The organism is Sporolactobacillus shoreae (genome assembly GCF_004684935.1).
Classification (GTDB): domain Bacteria; phylum Bacillota; class Bacilli; order Bacillales; family Sporolactobacillaceae; genus Sporolactobacillus; species Sporolactobacillus shoreae.
The window spans coordinates 19938-37280 of the sequence record NZ_SRJD01000011.1 but is presented as its reverse complement, the minus strand read 5'-3'; the positions used below and the strand labels follow the sequence as shown (position 1 = coordinate 37280).

The window sequence follows — 17343 nt, the reverse complement described above, 5'->3', positions numbered from 1 at the left end:
CACGCATGGATCACGCCTTTAAACAGAAAAAGCAGCGAGGGTGACTGCCATCCTCGCCGCTTTTTCTTCCGTTATAGAACGGATTATTTTGCCAATTCTTCTGTCAGAACAGGAACGATCTGTTTCTTTCTGGAAACAACACCCTTAAGAACTGCTGTGTTATTTTTAAGTTCAATGTGGAAGGCTTTTTCCGCAGCGGCGGCAGCCTTGCCAAGAATCAGTGCTTTCGAGTCGCTCGTAAGAATATTCGTTACGGCGAGGACAAACAGGTCAAGATTTTTCGCGTCGATTTCTTTGTTAATGGCTGTCTCAAGTTCTGCCTGACGCGACAGAGCATCATCAAAATCAACCACATTGACCTGTCCGATTTCGACGTTGTACTTGCCCATCTCGAATGGCTTCATATCCAGTCTGATCAGTTCTTCAGCAGACTTGTCGCCGATGTTCGTGCCCGCTTTGAGCATCGCAAGGCCATAGGTCTGAGTGTCGACACCTGAAATTTCTTCAAGCTCTTTAGCAGCCTTGACGTCTTCATCCGTGCAGGTCGGCGATTTAAAAAGAAGCGTGTCCGAAATGATGGCTGACAGCATCAAACCAGCGATCGTTTTCGGAACAACAACACCGTTTTCCTTGTAAAGTTTATTAAGAATCGTCGCCGTACAGCCGACCGGCTCGGCCCGGTAATAGAGCGGCGCCTTCGTCTCGAAGCCTGAGATCCTGTGATGATCGACCACAGAAAGCACGTCCACCTTGTCAATATCGTCAGCGCTCTGCTGCGGCTCATTATGATCGACCAGATAAACAGCCGGCACTTCATTAGAAACCGTCTTTACCAGCCTGGGAGCATCAGTATTAAAATGTTTCAGAACATATTCCGTCTCGCCGTTCAGTGCCCCGAGACGAACGGGTTCCACGGTCTCTCCGAGTTTGTTCTTCAGTTCGGCAAAAGCAATGGCCGAAACAATGGCATCTGTATCAGGGCTCGTATGCCCGAAAACAAGCACTTTTCCCATTTTTCTACCCCTTAATCACATATATTGGCTACGCACGAATCATCCGTTCATAGTCTCTCAACAAAACCATACCTTATGTGCCGCAGAATTTCAATAGCGATGCGCTTACACTTCCGGCTACTCTCTCTTTAGTATTTTTGTATTGGCAATATAAAGAGCCCCGACCAATACTAAAATCGCAAGCGCATAAAGCAGAACGGAACGTGGATCGTCATGGCTGACCACAATCAGGCGCACGATCGCCGTGACACCGATGTATACAAAATAACGCAGCGGGAAGTGGTAGTGGGCCTGAAAGTATTTGATAATCAGGGCGATAAATTCGAAGTACAGAAAGTAAACGAGAATCCCTTCAAGGAGGCGATAGTATGAAGCATTTTCGCTTAAAAATAAATAAGTGAAAAACTGGTAGGTCTCTTTAACAAGAGCGACACTCAGAATAACAGCGAGCGCAGCCAATACGACATTCAGAAGCCATTGCAGCCCCGTTGTGATCAAAATGTCAATTTTCTTATTATTATTTTCCAATGAGTCTTCCCCCCTATGGTTCTGTCAGAACCATCTTCTTGTTTATTCGATCATCTATGCTTTTCATACCTTTTTTCTGTCTTAGGAACAATAGATTTTCCTAATTTTGAGATAATAAACCGTCACTTGGACAAGAGGAATGATTAGCAAAATAAATACAGGATAAGCCGGGAATAAATCGCGAACGACCGGATAAAAGACCATCAATCCTCCACAAAACGGAAAAACAATCCAAATGATGCGAAATGCTTCATAAGATGCTTTTGCTGTGATCGTCCGTTCACGCTCATCATCTGATGGCGTGATGAGTGGATACTGCCAGAAAGAGGGCTGTTTCCTTTTCTTCTTCTTCCCAATATAAAAGTCGATCCTTTCAATCACACTCAATATGAGTAACGGAACCATGGGCATAAGGTTTACTTCAATAAAAAAATTTCCATGCGAATGGACCAATTCCTTAAAACCTTCAGCCAATTGGATGATCGGAATCGTTGCCAGACCAAATGCAAGAATTATTGCCACAGACATCACAAATGAAAAAATCAGTCGTTTCACGTTTCAATCCCTCCTTTTTCCAGTTCAAATACCTCTTCCACGTTCAGACCAAACGCATCGCAAATCTGCAAACCCAGCAGGAGTGACGGGACATAGTCACCCTTTTCAATTGAAGCAATGGTTTGCCTTGTCACGCCAACCCTGTCTCCTAGTTGCCCCTGTGTCCAATCATGCCGCGCTCTCAGCTCTTTAACTCGATTTTTTAAAAACAACAGCGAATCACCCCGTACATGTAAGGCAGAATAAACATTTTGTTAAACTAATTTAACATCTGTTTGAACATAAAGTCAAATAACTTTTAGAAATTTTTTCCCTAAAAAAACAGCCGTCCCCATTTGTGGGGACAGGCTGCATCTATTCTCAATATATTTATTGATGTTTCAGTTTTTCTTCAGCCTTCTCGCAAAAGCATTGCCAAACGACTGGATACACTGGACGATCACGATCAGAATAATGATGACGGCGTACATGACATCCGGCTGAAAGCGTGTATACCCGAACTGATAGGCAAGATCCCCAAGCCCGCCGCCGCCGACCAGGCCGGCCATCGCCGTCTCGCCGATCAGGCCAATTGTCGCGATTGTCAGGCCCAGAACAATGGATGAGCGCGCTTCGCGGATCACCACATACCAGACAATCTTCGGTGTGGAAATGCCCATCGACTGATACGCTTCGATTACCCCGCGGTCGACTTCAAGCATCGCCGATTCCATCAGACGGGCAATGTAAGGCGCGCACGAAACAACAAGTGGAAAAATAACACCCTGAACGCCGATGGTTGTCCCGGCAACTGCCTTTGTCACCGGAAGGATCAGAAAAAGCAAAATAATGAACGGTATCGAACGGATCACATTAATGACCGTGTTTAAAATCGCATACACGGTCTGGTTTTCCGCCTGGCCGTTTTTGCGCGTCAGAATCAGCAAAACGCCCAGCGGAATGCCGACAATGACCGACAGGATCAAGGCGATAGCGGTCATTTCCATGGTCTCAATAAATGCCTGCCAGATGGCAGAACCCCATTGATTTAAAAAGTCAGCCATGTCAGCCGATCACCTCTTCCACAATAATATGTTCCGACTGCAAGAAGTCTACCGCGTCCCTGATCTTGCCCGTTTCTCCCTTAAGATGTACAAGCAGATTGCCGATCGACTGATCCTTCAGCTGGTCAATGCCACCGGCGATAATGCTCGGCAGAACATCGAACTTCCGGGCAAGCGTTGCGAGTGCCGGATCTTTTGCCGATTCGCCAAGAAAGGTCAGATTCACAAGCTCACCGGTCGAAAGCAGCTCCTTGAGAAGCGGATCAGGTATCTTGAACCGGGACTCATTCCGGACAAACTGCTTTGTCAGAGGTTCCCGAGGCTTTGTAAAGATATCAACGACGGAACCTTGTTCAATAATCCGCCCTTTTTCCATAACCGCTACACGGTCGCAGATCCGCTGAATCACGTTCAGTTCATGAGTGATGAGGAAGATTGTAATTCCAAGCTCTCGATTGACCTTGAGCAGAAGTTCGAGAATCGAATCCGTCGTCGCCGGGTCAAGAGCACTCGTCGCCTCATCACTGAGCAAAACCTCCGGCTCATGAGCCAGCGCGCGGGCAATCGCCACCCGCTGTTTCTGACCGCCGGACAGTTGACTTGGAAATGCCTGACTGCGGTCCTGCAGGCCGACAATCTCCAGATATTTTGCCGCTCTCTCTTTAATGACTTTTTTCGGAACCCCCGCAAGTTTCAGCGGAATGGCGATATTATCATAAACATTTGCCGTTTCCAGGAGATTGTAGCCCTGAAAAATCATGCCGATTTTCCGGCGAAGCTTCCGGAGATCGTTACTTCCCAGCCCGCCAATGTCCGTCCCATCCACAAAAACGTAACCGCTCGTGGGATGCTCCAGCAGATTCACGCAACGGATCAGCGTACTCTTTCCTGCACCGCTGTAACCAATAACGCCGAAAATCTCGCCCTTTTGAATTTCCAGCGAGACATCGTTCAGCGCTTCAATCTTATTTTTTCCTGTAACAAATGTTTTGGATACATTCTGTAACTGAATCATTGCAATAACTCCTTACCACGCCGGAACAACAGAACCGCCGAATTGTTTCTGGATGAATGCTTTAACTTCAGAAGAATGATAGTATTTTTCAATGGTTTTCACAACCGGATCATTTTTATTCTCTGTGCGGACAACGAAATAGTTCGGATATGGATTATTAACCAACGGCTCATGATAAATGGAATCTTTCAGAACCGTCAGGCCCGCGCCCATCGCGAAGTTCGTATTGATACCGGCCGCAGCTACTTCGTCCAGCTGCTTCGGAAGCTGAGCCGCATCGAGCTCGATAATCTGCAGATGCTTCGGATTGCTGATGACATCGCGTTTTGTGGATGTGATGTCGGATCCCTTTTTCAGCTTAATGACACCCGCTTTTTCAAACAACTGCAATGCGCGAAGTTCGTTGGCCGGGTCGTTTGGTACAGCGATTTTGTCGCCGTTCTTCAAATCGCTTAAACTCTTAATGCTTTTTGAGTAAATGCCCATTGGGAATGCAACAGTTTTAAAAGCGTCCGTAATCTTGTAGCCCTTATTCTGAATCTGGTTCTTCAGGAAAGGAAGCGTCTGGTAACTGTTTGCATCCAGTTCCTTATCATTCAGCGCGATGTTCGGCTGATTGTAGTCATTAAACACCTTCAGATGGATGGTCAGGCCGTCTTTCTTAGCCAATTTTGCCACTTCTTCCATAACCTGCTGATGCGGTCCCCCTGTCACACCCACGGTGACTTCTTTTGTGCTCAGGGCACCTGAAGATCCATTACCACATGCTGAAAGTGCGAATACTACTGTAAGAGTCAGTAAAACTGACATTACCTTGACGAATTTTTTCAATCTGCTTTCCCCCAAATCGTTATATGATGGCTTAGTCTTCCAACACGAATACTCAGATCCAGAGAAATGCGGTAAAAAAAACAGCTTCTCCGGCAAGAGAAGCTGTTCGTTTCCGATTCTTCTCTTATCTTTCAAAATCCGGATTTGGATTTTGCAGGAATTAGCACCTTAATCTATGAATCAATTGGGTTGCCGGGTTTCATCGGGCCTGTCCCTCCGCCGCTCTGGATAAGAAGTATTTAATTGGTTAGTGATTTGATTGTACATGGAAATCGACTTTGTGTCAAAAGTTTGTCGTACCTTTTTTATTGGAATTTTACACCAGTGTATAAATCTGTCGGAATATGATCCAAGTCAAGGCATGGCCTGTTACGCCAGCAATGCTGATTATCAATGATTCATCAAAAAATTTTATGAAATCATTTGTTTAATTTAATTTTTTCAGAAGAAATATGAGCCGACAATAAACATTCGAAGGCTTCAATCTCTTCTTCTTTGTCAAAAAATCTCTTGGGGATCATGATCATTCTTAGCGCTGACACATAAAGCAAATAAATATTTTTATAGTCACAAGCGGAGCGAAGTCCGTCCCACCCATAAAACACCTCAGAATTTTTAGTAGAAACATGAAGGCCATCCTTTTGAACTGAAAAACAACGCTCATTCCTCAAAATTGGATCCGTTTTAAATTGAATACGATAAATGATCCATAACATCATTTGCAATAAAACAACAAATACAAGGGTGTAGAATAAAGAAATAATTACTGAGGCTATCAAAGGCGTGTTTTTTGCATAAATTAAGAAGCCAAGGATCAATATCAAAAGAGTGGCGATCCAATCAATCATTCTCATTTTATGGCTTCTTGCTTGTCTATATTCTTTAAAAGTCAACTTGCCGATGAAATTAATGTCGTTATTCTCCATAGGCTGATCACTTCCATATCGATTTTTTTTAAATACTCGCCGAATGACTGTTTGGTATAATATTCGTTTAATTCATAGTAAAAACCTCTAGCCTTGAACTCTAGATTATGCTAAAGCTTCTATCATTCGTGTTGAACTTCTTAAATTGGGTTGAACTTTAATCTGATTCGGTTGAATTTTCACTTAATTAGGTTGAATTCGAACTTTGACTTTCAATTTTCTATTGCACTGTTTTCGTCTTCTACGCCTGAATCGCCGTTACAAACAAAAAAGCTCCCCACTCGCGGGAAGCTCAATTACTTATTTGTTTTCTACCAAAGTCGCGTAACCTTTCGGGTGGCTGCTGTGCCACGACCAGGCATCTGCCAGAATTTCCGGGATGTTTGTGTGTTCCGGTTTCCATCCGAGCACTTTCTTTGCCTTGTCCGACGAAGCAATGAGTGTGCTGGGATCACCGGCCCGGCGTGGTGCTATTTCAGCAGGTATTGATTTGCCAGTCACTTTGCGCGCGGCTTCAATAATCTCTTTGACTGAGAATCCTTCATTCGAGCCAAGATTGAAGACATCGCTCTGACCGCCCTTCAGCAGGTAGCTGAGGGCCAGACGATGCGCAGCAATCAGGTCTTCAATATGCACGTAGTCACGGATGCACGTACCATCTTTGGTCGGATAATCATCACCGAAAATTAATATTTTTTCACGTTCTCCGGCCGCCACCTGCAGAACAATCGGAATCAGGTGTGTCTCTGGATGGTGATCTTCGCCGATTTTTCCCTTCTTGCTCGCTCCGGCAACGTTGAAATAACGCAGCGCAACAAACTTCATTCCATAAGCGCGATCGCACCACTTCATCATTTTTTCCATCGCGAGTTTTGTTTCGCCATAGGGGTTGGTTGGCATTGTCTGCATCTCTTCAGTGATCGGAACCTGCTTCGGCTCACCGTAAGTCGCCGCAGTCGATGAAAAGACAATATGCTTCACATTGTTGTCCTTCATCACTTCAAGAAGAATCTGCATACCGTAGACGTTGTTGTTAAAATACTTCAACGGTTTTTCAACAGACTCCTCGACGAGCGAATTAGCCGCGAAATGAATCACTCCGTCAATTTTTTCATTTTTAAAAACCGAATCGAGAAACGCTTTATCGCGGATATCTCCCTGATAGAATTTAGCCTGCGGATGCAGCGCTTCCTTGTGGCCGGTCTGCAGATTATCGACAACGACAACATCTTCTCCGGCATCAATCAGCTGATAAACGGCGTGCGAACCAATATATCCTGCACCGCCCAAAACTAAGATTGACATAACCTGACTCCTCCCGATGAACTTACAGATACAGATTATTTGAATTTCCAAACACTTTCATTTTCCGCCTATTCTCCGGTTTTGACAAGGACTGATGTCAGAATTAACTGGCGCAGGTCCTTCCGATCAGTGTTTAATAAACCGGATGGCTACCGGCAAATTCAGGGCCCGCTCCAGATGTTTTTTATGCTTTTGGGCGGCCTGTTCTTCAAAAAAAGCATCGTCATGGTAGTAAGCGGTCAACTGCAGCAGCTTTTTTTTGGAGACTTTAACTTTCACTTCATCCACAACATGTTGCCTTGTCCGGTCAAAGTCATGAGCCAGTCTGAGAACGGCCCCGAGCATTTCGTACATTTTCAGTTCATCTTTGCTGGCCATCCCTGCATAAGGCGCAGCAAAATCAAGCATTTTTTCACGATTTTTGAACGAGGCAACCAAGGCAAGAGCAAGTCTGTTATGGTGACTGATTCCGTTAATGCTGATGTTCGTCAATAAATAAAATGTATGCGCACTGCTCGATTCATTGTTCACGTACTCGCCAATATAAGCCAGGTCCGCGCTGTGGGACAGCACCCACGCCATCCTCTTGTCAGAAAATTTACTGACAATCACCGGAATGATTCCATTCAATAGCTGAAAGGCCAGTGCCTTCACATAACTGGTATGGCTGGAATCCAGATTAAAATTGTGTCTGAGATGGCGAATGCTTTCATTCAGGACATACGGAATTTTCTCCACACCCCTTTGATGCAGCATCCATTCAAAGAAGACACCTTCGCGCAAACCTTCATTACTGAGTGTGAACGTTTCACCGCTGTTCATTTGCACGAGCATATTGATGACCGCAGAGGCAGGCACAATAATATCCGACCGGTCCTTGGACAGCCCATCCATATTTTCCCGTGCTTCCTGACCGATCAGAGCCAGCTCATGGGTCAGATTGGCTAATCGTTCACGCGGGATCGTATACTGATGCAAACCAACCATCGGATAGTGCTGGCGAACCTGATCAATTTTTGCCAGGTTTCGCGCCGTACCGCCAACTCCGATTACTGGAAGTCCCTGGCCAACCAGCCAGTCAAACTGGGAGAATGTCCTTTTCAGAAAGGATTCGAGCCTGGACTCAGCCTGGGGGTCACCACTCGCAAAATAAGTTTGGTACAAAGTGACGGCGCCAAACGGAAAGGAGTGCGCATGAATCAGTTCACGATTACGGAACATGGTGACTTCAGTACTCCCGCCGCCAATATCAATTGAGATACCATTTTCAATGAATGTTGAGTTTATGATGGCATAATAGCCATAATAGGCTTCTTTTAAACCGGACAGCAGCCGGACACTGAGACCAGTACGCTCCTTAACACGTGCAATAACCTGATCCCTGTTTTTTGCTTTGCGCATCGCCGCCGTTGCCACCACGTCAACAATGGTCACCTTTCTTTCACGCGAAATAATCGACTGAAAGCGATCGAGAACGGTCAGCAGGACAGCAATGCCTCTTTCGCTCAGATTTTCACTTGCATCTATGTAATTGCTTAATCGGGCAACAGCTTTAAAATTCAATAATTCCTCGAAAAAATAATCCCTGTCTATCCCGATGACAACAAGACGTATTGAATTAGAGCCAATATCAATCATTGCGTGCTTCTGTACAATTTCCAATACGCCCACTCCTCTCAATTAATATTGGTGCGTAAACATGTCCGGCCGACACTTGCAACGATCAGGTTTAAATGAAGTATCGCTTACTGCATCCATTGTTGCTGACAATCATTTTCTGCCACGCCACGTGTCTCGTTTGAATGATCTTGAAGGTTTATTTCTCCGCCTTATCTTTCGACCGAAGATCCGGATAAGTGGGCAGCGTGACACCGCGTTTTTTCAGATCGTTTTCGATCGCCTGAACCATCTGCCGGATGACTGCCACACGGGCGTACCACTTGCTGTTGGCCGGAATGATGTGCCACGGTGCATAGGGCTGATCGGTTTTTTCAAACATTTCTTCGGCCGCGGTCAGATACTTGTCCCATTTCGCCCGGTTCCGCCAGTCTTCATCTGTTATTTTCCAGTGTTTCATCGGATTGCTTTCACGCTCTTTAAAACGTTTATACTGTTCCTCTTTGCTGATATGCAGCCAGAATTTTTCAATAATGTAGTGGTCATCTGTCAGCAGTTTTTCAAAGCTGTTGATTTCTCTATAAGCCCGTTTCCACTCTTTTTTTTCCGCGAAACCTTCCACTCGCTCAACAAGTACGCGCCCGTACCATGATCGGTCAAAAATAGCCACTTGTCCAAACTGGGGAATTTTTCTCCAGAACCGCTGCATATAATGATATCGTTTTTCATGAGGGGCAGGCGCAGCAATAGACGTCACCCGCACACCTCTGGGATCAAGATTGGCGACGGCCCGTCTGATTGTACCGCCTTTTCCCGCTGCATCCCATCCTTCAAAAACAAAGATGACCGCGATGTTCTCTTCGAAGAGCAAATGCTGCAATGAAAGAAGCCTTAACTGATACTTTTTTAACTTTTTTTCATACTCATTTCGGGTTTTAATCGTCTTTGTCAGATCTGTATCGCTCAAACGATCCATCTGAATCACCCCTTAACTTCGGCATCCCCGCATAACGTACTTTCCTTCAGTTTCATGCGCCCCAGCAGTTCGGCTAACTGGCCATCCATACGCCGAAGTGTTTCCTCATCCTTGATCGGCGGATTCCCGGTGCGGCTGATTTGTTTGTCCATCACATAAATTCCTCGCAGAATATCGCCCTTCATAAAAGCAAGCACCGGTTTGAGTGCATAGTCCAAAGCCATAAAATGTTTCTCAGTTCCCCCCGTCATCATGGGCAGGACCGGCATGCCACTGAAAATATCTCTTGGAAGCACGTCTAGCAGCGCTTTTAACACGCCCGTCAGAGAAACATTGTAAACCGGCGAAGCGACGATACATCCGTCTGCGCCGGCCAGAAAATCCGCAATTCTGTGGATCTCCCGGGCTTGAAAATCAGCGTGAAAAAGCGTTTCCGGCGACACTTCGCGAACAGATATGATTTTTACTGAAACGCCATGCTCCTGAAGCTTATCCCCCATAAACTGAAGAACCTTTTCCGTGCGCGATCCTGGAGCAGGACTGCCTGATAATATCACCACTTTATTCATATTACCCCTCTTATTCCAAAACACGGCAGACCATGTTCATTTTTTCTTTGTCTCTTCAGATTATGAACGAGGCAGTTAACAGTTGCAAACCCTTGATCTCCTGTTTCCATTATTGACCGCAGATCAGCATAATTGCGGAAAAACAGTTCACACTAATGAATGGCGACAAAGCGCCAAAATCTTAGAGAAAGCTGTGAGTCAAATGTCCGATTTTAATTTGAAAGCCGAAAACTTGAAAAACCAGCAACAGAAGTCGGAAAACCTTGCAAATGAAGAATTTGCCCAGCCGCTGGATGAACATTCTATTGAAGAAAAAGAACGTGCCCAGAGAACCGGAGACGGGCACGATTGCGGTCCTGAACATAAGCAGGATAAAAAATAAGTGACACAAGGGGATCCGCGTGAAGCCATACGGATCCCCTTTTTTATCTTCTGTTCCGTTCTAACTTTGGGCTCTGTGTTAAATCTTGTCTGTTGCTTTTCGTCTCAAGCGTTCGTTTGGTCTGCTGTTTCCGCAAAAGCCAGCACCCCTTACGCTCAATCAACAAAATCAACATTGAGCTTTAACATAGCCTAGTTTTTAAATGAGTGGATTGGTGCCGGAATACGGCCGCCGCGTGCGATAAATTCCGCGGCTGAATGACTGCTCACGGCCATGACGGGGGCTCGTCCAAGAAGTCCGCCGAATTCAACGTTGTCCCCGACTTTTTTGCCCGGGGCAGGAATGACCCGCACGGCTGTTGTTTTGTTATTGATCACACCAATTGCTGCCTCGTCAGCGATCATGGCCGAAATCGTTTCAGCCGGCGTATCACCGGGGATCGCGATCATATCAAGACCGACGGAGCACACCGCGGTCATCGCCTCAAGTTTCTGTATGTTAAGAGCCCCGACTTCCACAGCTTCAATCATGCCCGCGTCTTCAGACACTGGTATAAACGCTCCGCTCAGCCCGCCGACATGGCTGCAGGCCATGACGCCTCCTTTTTTAACCGCGTCATTCAGCAGGGCAAGCGCCGCTGTCGTGCCATGTGTCCCTGCCGACTCAAGGCCCATTTCTTCAAGAATGCGCGCTACTGAGTCACCTACGGCCGGGGTCGGAGCAAGAGAAAGATCGACGATCCCGAATGGAACCCCCAGTCGTGTCGAGGCTTCGTGCCCGACCAGTTGCCCCATGCGCGTAATTTTGAAGGTGATTTTCTTGATCGTCTCAGAAACAACGTCAAACCGTTCTCCTTTAACTTTTTCCAGAGCGCGCTTGACAACGCCGGGACCGCTGACTCCTACATTAATGATACAGTCCGCCTCGCCAACTCCGTGAAAAGCTCCAGCCATGAATGGATTGTCTTCGACCGCATTCGCGAAAATAACCAGTTTGGCGCAGCCCAATCCCTGTGCATCAGCCGTCCGTTCCGCCGTCTCTTTGACGATTCGGCCCATTTCCCCGACCGCGTCCATATTAATACCCGAACGTGTCGAACCGACATTGACAGAAGAGCAGACGAGTTCAGTTACAGCCAGTGCCTCCGGAATCGACTGGACCAGCCTTCGATCTCCGACCGTATACCCTTTCTGAACCAACGCACTGAAACCGCCGATGAAATTGACTCCCGTCGCTTTAGCCGCCTCATCTAGTGTCTTCGCATAAGCCACATAATCCTTGTCCCCTGAGGCCCCGGCAACCATCGCAATAGGTGTTACTGAAATTCTCTTGTGAATGATCGGGATACCGAATTCATTCTCGATATCTTCTCCCGTTCTGACCAGATTTTGAGCTAGTCGGGTTATTTTATCATAAATTTTCTGACGCGCTTTTCCTCCGTCGCTGTCGATACAGTCAAGCAGGGATATCCCCATTGTAATCGTACGGATATCTAGCTTTTCTTCCTCGATCATCCTTATTGTTTCCAGGATCTGATTTGTCTCCATCGTTTCCGAGAACCTCCATTTTATAAACTGTGCATCGAAGTAAAAATTTCTTCACGCTGGATCTTAATCTGCACGTTCAATTCATCGCCCTTGTCCGCCAGAGCTTTCTTGACGTCTCCAAAAGTTTCTTTGGCTGCTGAGAGATCAAGAATCATCATCATTGTAAAATAGCCGTTCATGATCGTCTGGGATACATCCAGAATATTCACCTGCAGATCGGCGAGCTGCCGGCTGACGCCTGCAATAATGCCGACATTATCCTTACCGATTACTGTTAGGATGGCTTTCATAAAGAACACCTCTGATTTCCATTTTTTAGTCAATCATTAAAAGGGCACGCACGAAGACGTGCGAGTACCGGACATTGACAAAAAGACAACTTTCTTATAAGATAATCATTGTCTTTGTCAGGCGCTGCCTAAAGGTGCGGGTGTAGTTTAATGGTAAAATTAGAGCTTCCCAAGCTCTCGTCGTGGGTTCGATTCCCATCACCCGCTTAAGTGAATCAATATCCTTGAAAGAGCGATCCGTCGCTCTTTTTTATTTTGCCGGCCGCATCAGATGCTGGTTACCTTTCCAAAACTTTTCAAGTGGTCAATTTTGTTATAGTCAATAATTTTCCACGAATTTCCCGCAGACACAATATGACTGATACACGTGTTAAAAAGTTTGGTTTTCCCAGTGCCGATCTTTCCATCCGACAGGATTGCCAGAATCACGTTGATCAGTCCTCCATGCGCGACAAGCAGTACATTTTCATCGGGAAATTGGCCTCTGATCGTCTCAATACCTTCTGTAGCCCGCTTACAGATGTGATCGAAGGATTCCAGATCCGGAATATCCCCGTCCGGGAAATGTTTGTCCCGCTCCACCACCGTCATTCCCGAAGCCTGACCATAGTCTTTTTCAATAAAATCACTGCTGATATAAAGGGGAAGATGACCGACAAAATGGTTGCAGATCATTGCCGTTTCTTTGGCACGCAGAAGAGGACTGGCGTAAATCGCCGCAAATTCTGTATTTTTCAAATAACGGCCGACCATTATTGCCTGTTCTTCGCCCCGGTTGTTCAACGGAACATCTTCACGTCCCTGAAGCTTTCCCATCGCGTTCCAATCTGTTTCACCATGCCTGACCAGGCATATTGCTGTCATAACTCATCCTCCATCTGTTGATTCAAAAAGCTGCGTAAATTCATTATAGCGAAAAAAGAAGGATTATGCCCTGACAAAAAACGAATTTTTGTCATTATTTGTGCAAATCGCATGACGAATAATTAAAAAAAGACGCTGCCTGATTCAATTCTCTCAGACAGCGACTTTTAATAACATCGGAGTGTTACCTTTGTCCTTTAATATATGGAACGCCATCAGCCTTCGGAGCCTCCGCTCGTCCGACAAAACCTGTCAGGACAATCAAGGTCAGCACATAGGGTGCAATCAGCATGATGACTGATGGAAGCCGGTCAAGGTACGGGATCTGCTGGCTTGTAATACTAAGTGCCTGGGCAAATCCGAAGAAAAGAGAACCCAGCATCGCTCCGATCGGATGCCATTTTCCGAAAATCATGGCAGCAAGTGCCAGGAAGCCCTGACCTGCGATTGTTGAAATATTAAAGTTTGAAGTGATGGTCACCAAGTAAACCGCTCCACCGATGCCACCAAACACACCGCTTAGAATAACGCCGATATAGCGCATTTTGATCACGCTGATCCCGAGAGTGTCCGCAGCCGCCGGATGTTCACCCACCGCGCGCAGCCTGAGCCCGAAAGGCGTCTTAAACAATAGATACCAAACTGCAAAGGACGCGAGAATCGCAATATAAGAAGTGTATGTTACCTGCTGGAAGAAGATCGGACCGATAATGGGAATATTATGCAGCACAGGAATACTGATTTTATCAATATTGTTCGTAATGTACGGTGTCTGACCCTGACCATTATAAATCATTTTGACCAGGTAGATTGTCAGCCCGGAAGCCAGAAAGTTGAGCGCCACACCGCTGACTGTCTGATCCGCCCTGAATGATATGGACACCACGGCATGAATCAATGAAAATATACCGCCGGCGACGCCGGCAATCAATATAGCGATCCACGGCGACGCCTGGCCCATCCCGGCATGTTCAAGTGTTAGCGTAGCGACAGCTCCGGTAAAAGCGCCCACCCACATCAGCCCTTCCAGGCCAATATTCACAACCCCGGACTTTTCGGAAAACACACCGCCAAGAGATGTGAAAATCAGCGGCGCGGCCGTTAGAAGAGTCGAAGGAATAATAATCGTGAGTACCTCATAAAAGCTCATTAATTACGCCCCCTTCCGGAAAAGCGAAGCAATGCCCATTTAATAACATAGCTCGATCCGATAAAGAAAATAATAAGTGCGATGACAATCTGAATCAATTCTACAGGAACGCCAGCGACTGACTGCATCGTCAGGCCGCCGGTCTGGAGGCCGGCAAAAAGTGCGGCTGCCAGAACAACGCCGACAGGTGTATTCATGCCGAGAAGCGCAACGGCGATTCCGTTAAAACCAATCCCGGTAAACGCCGAATTGATGGTCATATACTGGTATGTTCCAAGGCCTTCCATTGCTCCTGCAAGACCTGCAAACGCACCTGAGATGGCCATCGACAAAATAATATTTCGACCGACGTTCATTCCCGCATATTTTGATGCGTCCGGACTGAATCCGACAGATCGGAGTTCATAGCCCATGGTTGTCTTCCATAAAATAAGCCACATCAATATAACACCAATAATAGCGACGATAAAGCCCCAGTGAAGCCGGGAGCCTTGCGTAATATTAGCAAGAAAATTGGATGCAAGCGAAGCCGAAGCCGGGATTGTGGGCGTCCGTTCGCCTTCCGTGTAAAGAAAGTTTTTTATAATGTAAGCTGTCGCATAGAGAGATATATAGTTCATCATGATTGTTGAAATAACCTCATGAACTTTAAATCGCGCTTTCAGTAAACCCGGAAGATAGCCCCACAAACCACCGACGACTGCACCGGCAATTATGGATAGTGGAAGCAGAATAATTCTCGGAAGCCCGTCCAGTTCAATCGCGCAGGCGACAGAGGCCAGCCATCCGGCCATCAGCTGTCCTTCAACGCCAATGTTGAAAAGGCCTGTCCTGAAAGCAAAAGCAACGGCCAGCCCGGCGAGAACCAGAGGAATCATTGCCCGAATCGTTTCTCCGGCATAATAAGGCTGAAGAAAAATGGATTGAATGATAGACCCATAAGCCAGAAGCGGATTATATCCGCCGGCCAGCATGATGAGGGCCCCGCAAAGAAGGCCCAGAAAAACTGATACAAGAGGGACGACGAGTGTCATCCAGTTAACTTTTTTCAATAGCCCGCTCATTCCCGGCTCTCCTCCTTTTTATGGCCGGCCATCAGCAGACCCAACTCATGTTCACTCGTTTCTTTTGGATTGACAATATCGATGATGTGCCCTTCATAAATCACCGCAATGCGGTCGGCTAAATGCAAAATTTCATCCAGTTCAAAAGAAACAAGCAGTATGGCTTTGCCTTTTTTCTTTTCTTCAAGCAGCTTCCCATGGATAAATTCAATTGCACCGATATCCAGGCCGCGTGTCGGTTGCGCTGCGACAAGAAGTTTCGGACTCCTGTCCACTTCACGGGCAACAATAACCTTCTGCTGGTTGCCTCCTGAAAGAGAACGTGCCAGTGTTCTTTCCCCGGGCGTTCTCACATCATATTCTTCGATCAGCTGTCTGGCTTTTTTTGAAATCACTTTCTGGTTTAAGATTCCCGCTTTCGCGTATGGCTTCTGATAGTAAGTCTGAAGCACAAGATTTTCGCCAACGGTAAAATCAAGTACGAGTCCATGCTTCTGCCGGTCCTCAGGTATATAGCCCAATCCGGCTTCAGTTATTTTTCTTGTCCTGTGGTTGGTCATATCACGACCGTCGATCTCAATGATACCGGATTTCACCTTTCTCATGCCGGAAATCGCTTCGATCAGTTCAGTTTGTCCGTTGCCGTCCACACCGGCCACGCCAAGAATCTCTCCGCCATGCACCGTCAGGCTCAGATCATTCACAGCTTTGACTTTTCTCGAGTCCAGCACAGTCAGATTTTGGACATCAAGAATTTTTTCTTTGGGTTCATAAGGTTCATCATTGATCTGGGTATTGACCTGGCGCCCAACCATCATATTGGCCAGCTCATCAGGATTCGTCTCGCCCAGGCTGAGGGAATCAATGACTTTTCCGCGCCGGATGACGGTCACTCTGTCACACGCTTCAAAGATTTCCTTAAGCTTATGTGTGATCAGGATGATGGACTTGCCCTCGCTAACCAGCCGTTTCATGATTTCAATCAGTTCCTGAATCTCAATCGGTGTTAGTACGGCGGTCGGTTCGTCAAAAATCAGAATATCGGAACCGCGATACAAAGTTTTCAGAATTTCGACACGCTGCTGCATGCCTACAGTAATATTTTCAACCTTTTCCAGAGGATTCACATCAAGTCCATATTTTTCCGACAGATTGCGGACAATTTTCACAGCCTTGTTCATGTCCAGCCTGCCATGGATCCTGGGTTCTCTGCCAAGAATAATGTTTTCAGCCACAGTGAATTTTTCAATCAGCATAAAATGCTGGTGAACCATGCCAATTCCCAAGTTGTTTGCATCGTTGGGATCTGTGATCTTCGCTTTTTTCCCATGCACTAATATCTCGCCTTCATCAGGCTGATAGAGACCAAAGAGGATATTCATCAGCGTTGATTTGCCGGCTCCGTTCTCTCCGAAAAGGGCGTGTATCTCACCCTCATTAACTTGGAGGGTTATATCGTCATTGGCAACAATGCCCGGAAATGCTTTCCGGATATGTCTCATTTCAATCGCGTAGGCCATGCCTTTTATCTCCCATCCCGGGTGTTGTTGATCTTTATTGTTAGACGGATCGACAGAGCAGCCGTTCCGAGCTGTCATCTTCCGTGAACAGTCAATGGAATAAATTCGTGTGTTCCTTACATGAAATCTTTCATTCTATGTAACAGAA

The 17343-nt window shown here is 46.3% G+C and carries 19 protein-coding genes, 1 tRNA gene and 1 riboswitch; of the genes, 2 read left to right on the top strand and 18 right to left on the bottom strand.

Annotation, left to right across the window (positions count from 1 at the left end; genetic code table 11):
- Window positions 1-83 precede the first annotated feature (83 nt).
- The 12 genes from E4665_RS10390 to ssuE form a co-directional block, all read right to left on the bottom strand.
- The gene (locus tag E4665_RS10390) at window positions 84-1013 is read right to left on the bottom strand and encodes a manganese-dependent inorganic pyrophosphatase (RefSeq protein ID WP_135348735.1); all 930 of its coding nucleotides are present in this window, start codon (window positions 1011-1013) and stop codon (window positions 84-86) included.
- Between the two features lie 117 nt (window positions 1014-1130).
- A complete protein-coding gene (gene psiE, locus E4665_RS10385; RefSeq protein ID WP_135348734.1) occupies window positions 1131-1541 on the bottom strand; it encodes a phosphate-starvation-inducible protein PsiE in 411 nt (136 codons plus the stop codon).
- Between the two features lie 81 nt (window positions 1542-1622).
- Window positions 1623-2096 (bottom strand): DUF2178 domain-containing protein, encoded by a 474-nt coding sequence (locus E4665_RS10380; protein WP_135348733.1) that lies wholly within the window; start codon window positions 2094-2096, stop codon window positions 1623-1625.
- Window positions 2093-2308 (bottom strand): helix-turn-helix transcriptional regulator, encoded by a 216-nt coding sequence (locus E4665_RS10375; protein WP_135348732.1) that lies wholly within the window; start codon window positions 2306-2308, stop codon window positions 2093-2095. Before E4665_RS10375 ends, E4665_RS10380 begins: the two co-directional genes overlap by 4 nt.
- A 168-nt stretch (window positions 2309-2476) precedes the next feature.
- The gene (locus tag E4665_RS10370; protein ID WP_135348731.1) at window positions 2477-3139 is read right to left on the bottom strand and encodes a methionine ABC transporter permease; all 663 of its coding nucleotides are present in this window, start codon (window positions 3137-3139) and stop codon (window positions 2477-2479) included.
- 1 nt (window position 3140) lies between these two features.
- On the bottom strand, window positions 3141-4154 hold the full coding sequence (locus E4665_RS10365) for a methionine ABC transporter ATP-binding protein (protein ID WP_135348730.1): 1014 nt from the start codon (window positions 4152-4154) through the stop codon (window positions 3141-3143).
- A 12-nt stretch (window positions 4155-4166) separates the two neighbouring features.
- On the bottom strand, window positions 4167-4985 hold the full coding sequence (locus E4665_RS10360; protein ID WP_135348729.1) for a MetQ/NlpA family ABC transporter substrate-binding protein: 819 nt from the start codon (window positions 4983-4985) through the stop codon (window positions 4167-4169).
- A gap of 121 nt (window positions 4986-5106) precedes the next feature.
- Window positions 5107-5220, bottom strand: a riboswitch (SAM riboswitch).
- 184 nt (window positions 5221-5404) lie between these two features.
- Window positions 5405-5911 (bottom strand): YcxB family protein, encoded by a 507-nt coding sequence (locus E4665_RS10355; RefSeq protein ID WP_135348728.1) that lies wholly within the window; start codon window positions 5909-5911, stop codon window positions 5405-5407.
- Between the two features lie 300 nt (window positions 5912-6211).
- Window positions 6212-7216 carry a UDP-glucose 4-epimerase GalE gene (gene galE, locus E4665_RS10350; protein ID WP_135348727.1) on the bottom strand — a complete coding sequence of 335 codons (1005 nt, stop codon included), beginning with the start codon at window positions 7214-7216 and terminating at the stop codon, window positions 6212-6214.
- 126 nt (window positions 7217-7342) lie between these two features.
- Window positions 7343-8878, bottom strand: coding sequence for a Ppx/GppA family phosphatase (locus tag E4665_RS10345; protein WP_135348726.1), 1536 nt, complete (start codon window positions 8876-8878; stop codon window positions 7343-7345).
- Window positions 8879-9032: 154 nt separating this feature from the next.
- On the bottom strand, window positions 9033-9815 hold the full coding sequence (locus tag E4665_RS10340) for a polyphosphate kinase 2 family protein (RefSeq protein ID WP_174845482.1): 783 nt from the start codon (window positions 9813-9815) through the stop codon (window positions 9033-9035).
- Complete coding sequence (ssuE, locus tag E4665_RS10335) at window positions 9815-10378, bottom strand: NADPH-dependent FMN reductase (protein WP_135348724.1); 564 nt, start codon at window positions 10376-10378, stop codon at window positions 9815-9817. The genes E4665_RS10340 and ssuE overlap by 1 nt, the downstream gene beginning before the upstream one ends.
- 82 nt (window positions 10379-10460) lie before the next feature.
- On the opposite strand from ssuE, the gene E4665_RS10330 reads away from it, so the two are divergent.
- Window positions 10461-10760, top strand: coding sequence for a hypothetical protein (locus E4665_RS10330; protein WP_135348723.1), 300 nt, complete (start codon window positions 10461-10463; stop codon window positions 10758-10760).
- Between the two features lie 191 nt (window positions 10761-10951).
- Here E4665_RS10330 and E4665_RS10325 read toward each other — a convergent pair whose 3' ends face one another.
- Together E4665_RS10325 and E4665_RS10320 are read right to left on the bottom strand one after the other, a co-directional pair.
- Window positions 10952-12307, bottom strand: a complete 1356-nt coding sequence (locus E4665_RS10325; protein WP_135348722.1) for a PFL family protein — start codon at window positions 12305-12307, stop codon at window positions 10952-10954.
- Between the two features lie 20 nt (window positions 12308-12327).
- Window positions 12328-12597: an ACT domain-containing protein gene (locus E4665_RS10320; RefSeq protein WP_135348721.1), complete on the bottom strand. Its 270-nt coding sequence runs from the start codon at window positions 12595-12597 to the stop codon at window positions 12328-12330.
- Window positions 12598-12733: 136 nt separating this feature from the next.
- Between E4665_RS10320 and E4665_RS10315 the strand changes: the two genes are divergently transcribed.
- A tRNA-Gly gene (locus tag E4665_RS10315) sits at window positions 12734-12804 on the top strand.
- Window positions 12805-12864: 60 nt separating this feature from the next.
- On the opposite strand, the gene E4665_RS10310 is transcribed toward E4665_RS10315, so the two are convergent.
- From E4665_RS10310 to E4665_RS10295, 4 genes are all read right to left on the bottom strand, one after another.
- Entirely contained in the window at window positions 12865-13461 is a 597-nt protein-coding gene (locus E4665_RS10310; protein ID WP_135348720.1) for a histidine phosphatase family protein, read from the bottom strand.
- 184 nt (window positions 13462-13645) lie between these two features.
- The gene (locus E4665_RS10305) at window positions 13646-14611 is read right to left on the bottom strand and encodes an ABC transporter permease (RefSeq protein ID WP_135348719.1); all 966 of its coding nucleotides are present in this window, start codon (window positions 14609-14611) and stop codon (window positions 13646-13648) included.
- Window positions 14611-15675 carry an ABC transporter permease gene (locus E4665_RS10300; RefSeq protein WP_135348718.1) on the bottom strand — a complete coding sequence of 355 codons (1065 nt, stop codon included), beginning with the start codon at window positions 15673-15675 and terminating at the stop codon, window positions 14611-14613. The genes E4665_RS10305 and E4665_RS10300 overlap by 1 nt, the downstream gene beginning before the upstream one ends.
- The gene (locus tag E4665_RS10295; protein WP_135348717.1) at window positions 15672-17195 is read right to left on the bottom strand and encodes an ABC transporter ATP-binding protein; all 1524 of its coding nucleotides are present in this window, start codon (window positions 17193-17195) and stop codon (window positions 15672-15674) included. Before E4665_RS10295 ends, E4665_RS10300 begins: the two co-directional genes overlap by 4 nt.
- Between the last annotated feature and the right edge of the window lie 148 nt (window positions 17196-17343).

Bases quoted from the DNA above. Each gene is read 5' to 3' on its own strand.
- E4665_RS10390 (WP_135348735.1), bottom strand. From the start codon at position 1,013: ATGGGAAAAGTGCTTGTTTTCGGGCATACGAGCCCTGATACAGATGCC.
- E4665_RS10365 (WP_135348730.1), bottom strand. From the start codon at position 4,154: ATGATTCAGTTACAGAATGTATCCAAAACATTTGTTACAGGAAAAAAT.
- E4665_RS10355 (WP_135348728.1), bottom strand. From the start codon at position 5,911: ATGGAGAATAACGACATTAATTTCATCGGCAAGTTGACTTTTAAAGAA.
- ssuE (WP_135348724.1), bottom strand. From the start codon at position 10,378: ATGAATAAAGTGGTGATATTATCAGGCAGTCCTGCTCCAGGATCGCGC.
- E4665_RS10325 (WP_135348722.1), bottom strand. From the start codon at position 12,307: ATGGAGACAAATCAGATCCTGGAAACAATAAGGATGATCGAGGAAGAA.
- E4665_RS10305 (WP_135348719.1), bottom strand. From the start codon at position 14,611: ATGAGCTTTTATGAGGTACTCACGATTATTATTCCTTCGACTCTTCTA.
- E4665_RS10300 (WP_135348718.1), bottom strand. From the start codon at position 15,675: ATGAGCGGGCTATTGAAAAAAGTTAACTGGATGACACTCGTCGTCCCT.
- E4665_RS10295 (WP_135348717.1), bottom strand. From the start codon at position 17,195: ATGGCCTACGCGATTGAAATGAGACATATCCGGAAAGCATTTCCGGGC.
- E4665_RS10370 (WP_135348731.1), bottom strand. From the start codon at position 3,139: ATGGCTGACTTTTTAAATCAATGGGGTTCTGCCATCTGGCAGGCATTT.
- E4665_RS10310 (WP_135348720.1), bottom strand. From the start codon at position 13,461: ATGACAGCAATATGCCTGGTCAGGCATGGTGAAACAGATTGGAACGCG.
- galE (WP_135348727.1), bottom strand. From the start codon at position 7,216: ATGTCAATCTTAGTTTTGGGCGGTGCAGGATATATTGGTTCGCACGCC.
- E4665_RS10320 (WP_135348721.1), bottom strand. From the start codon at position 12,597: ATGAAAGCCATCCTAACAGTAATCGGTAAGGATAATGTCGGCATTATT.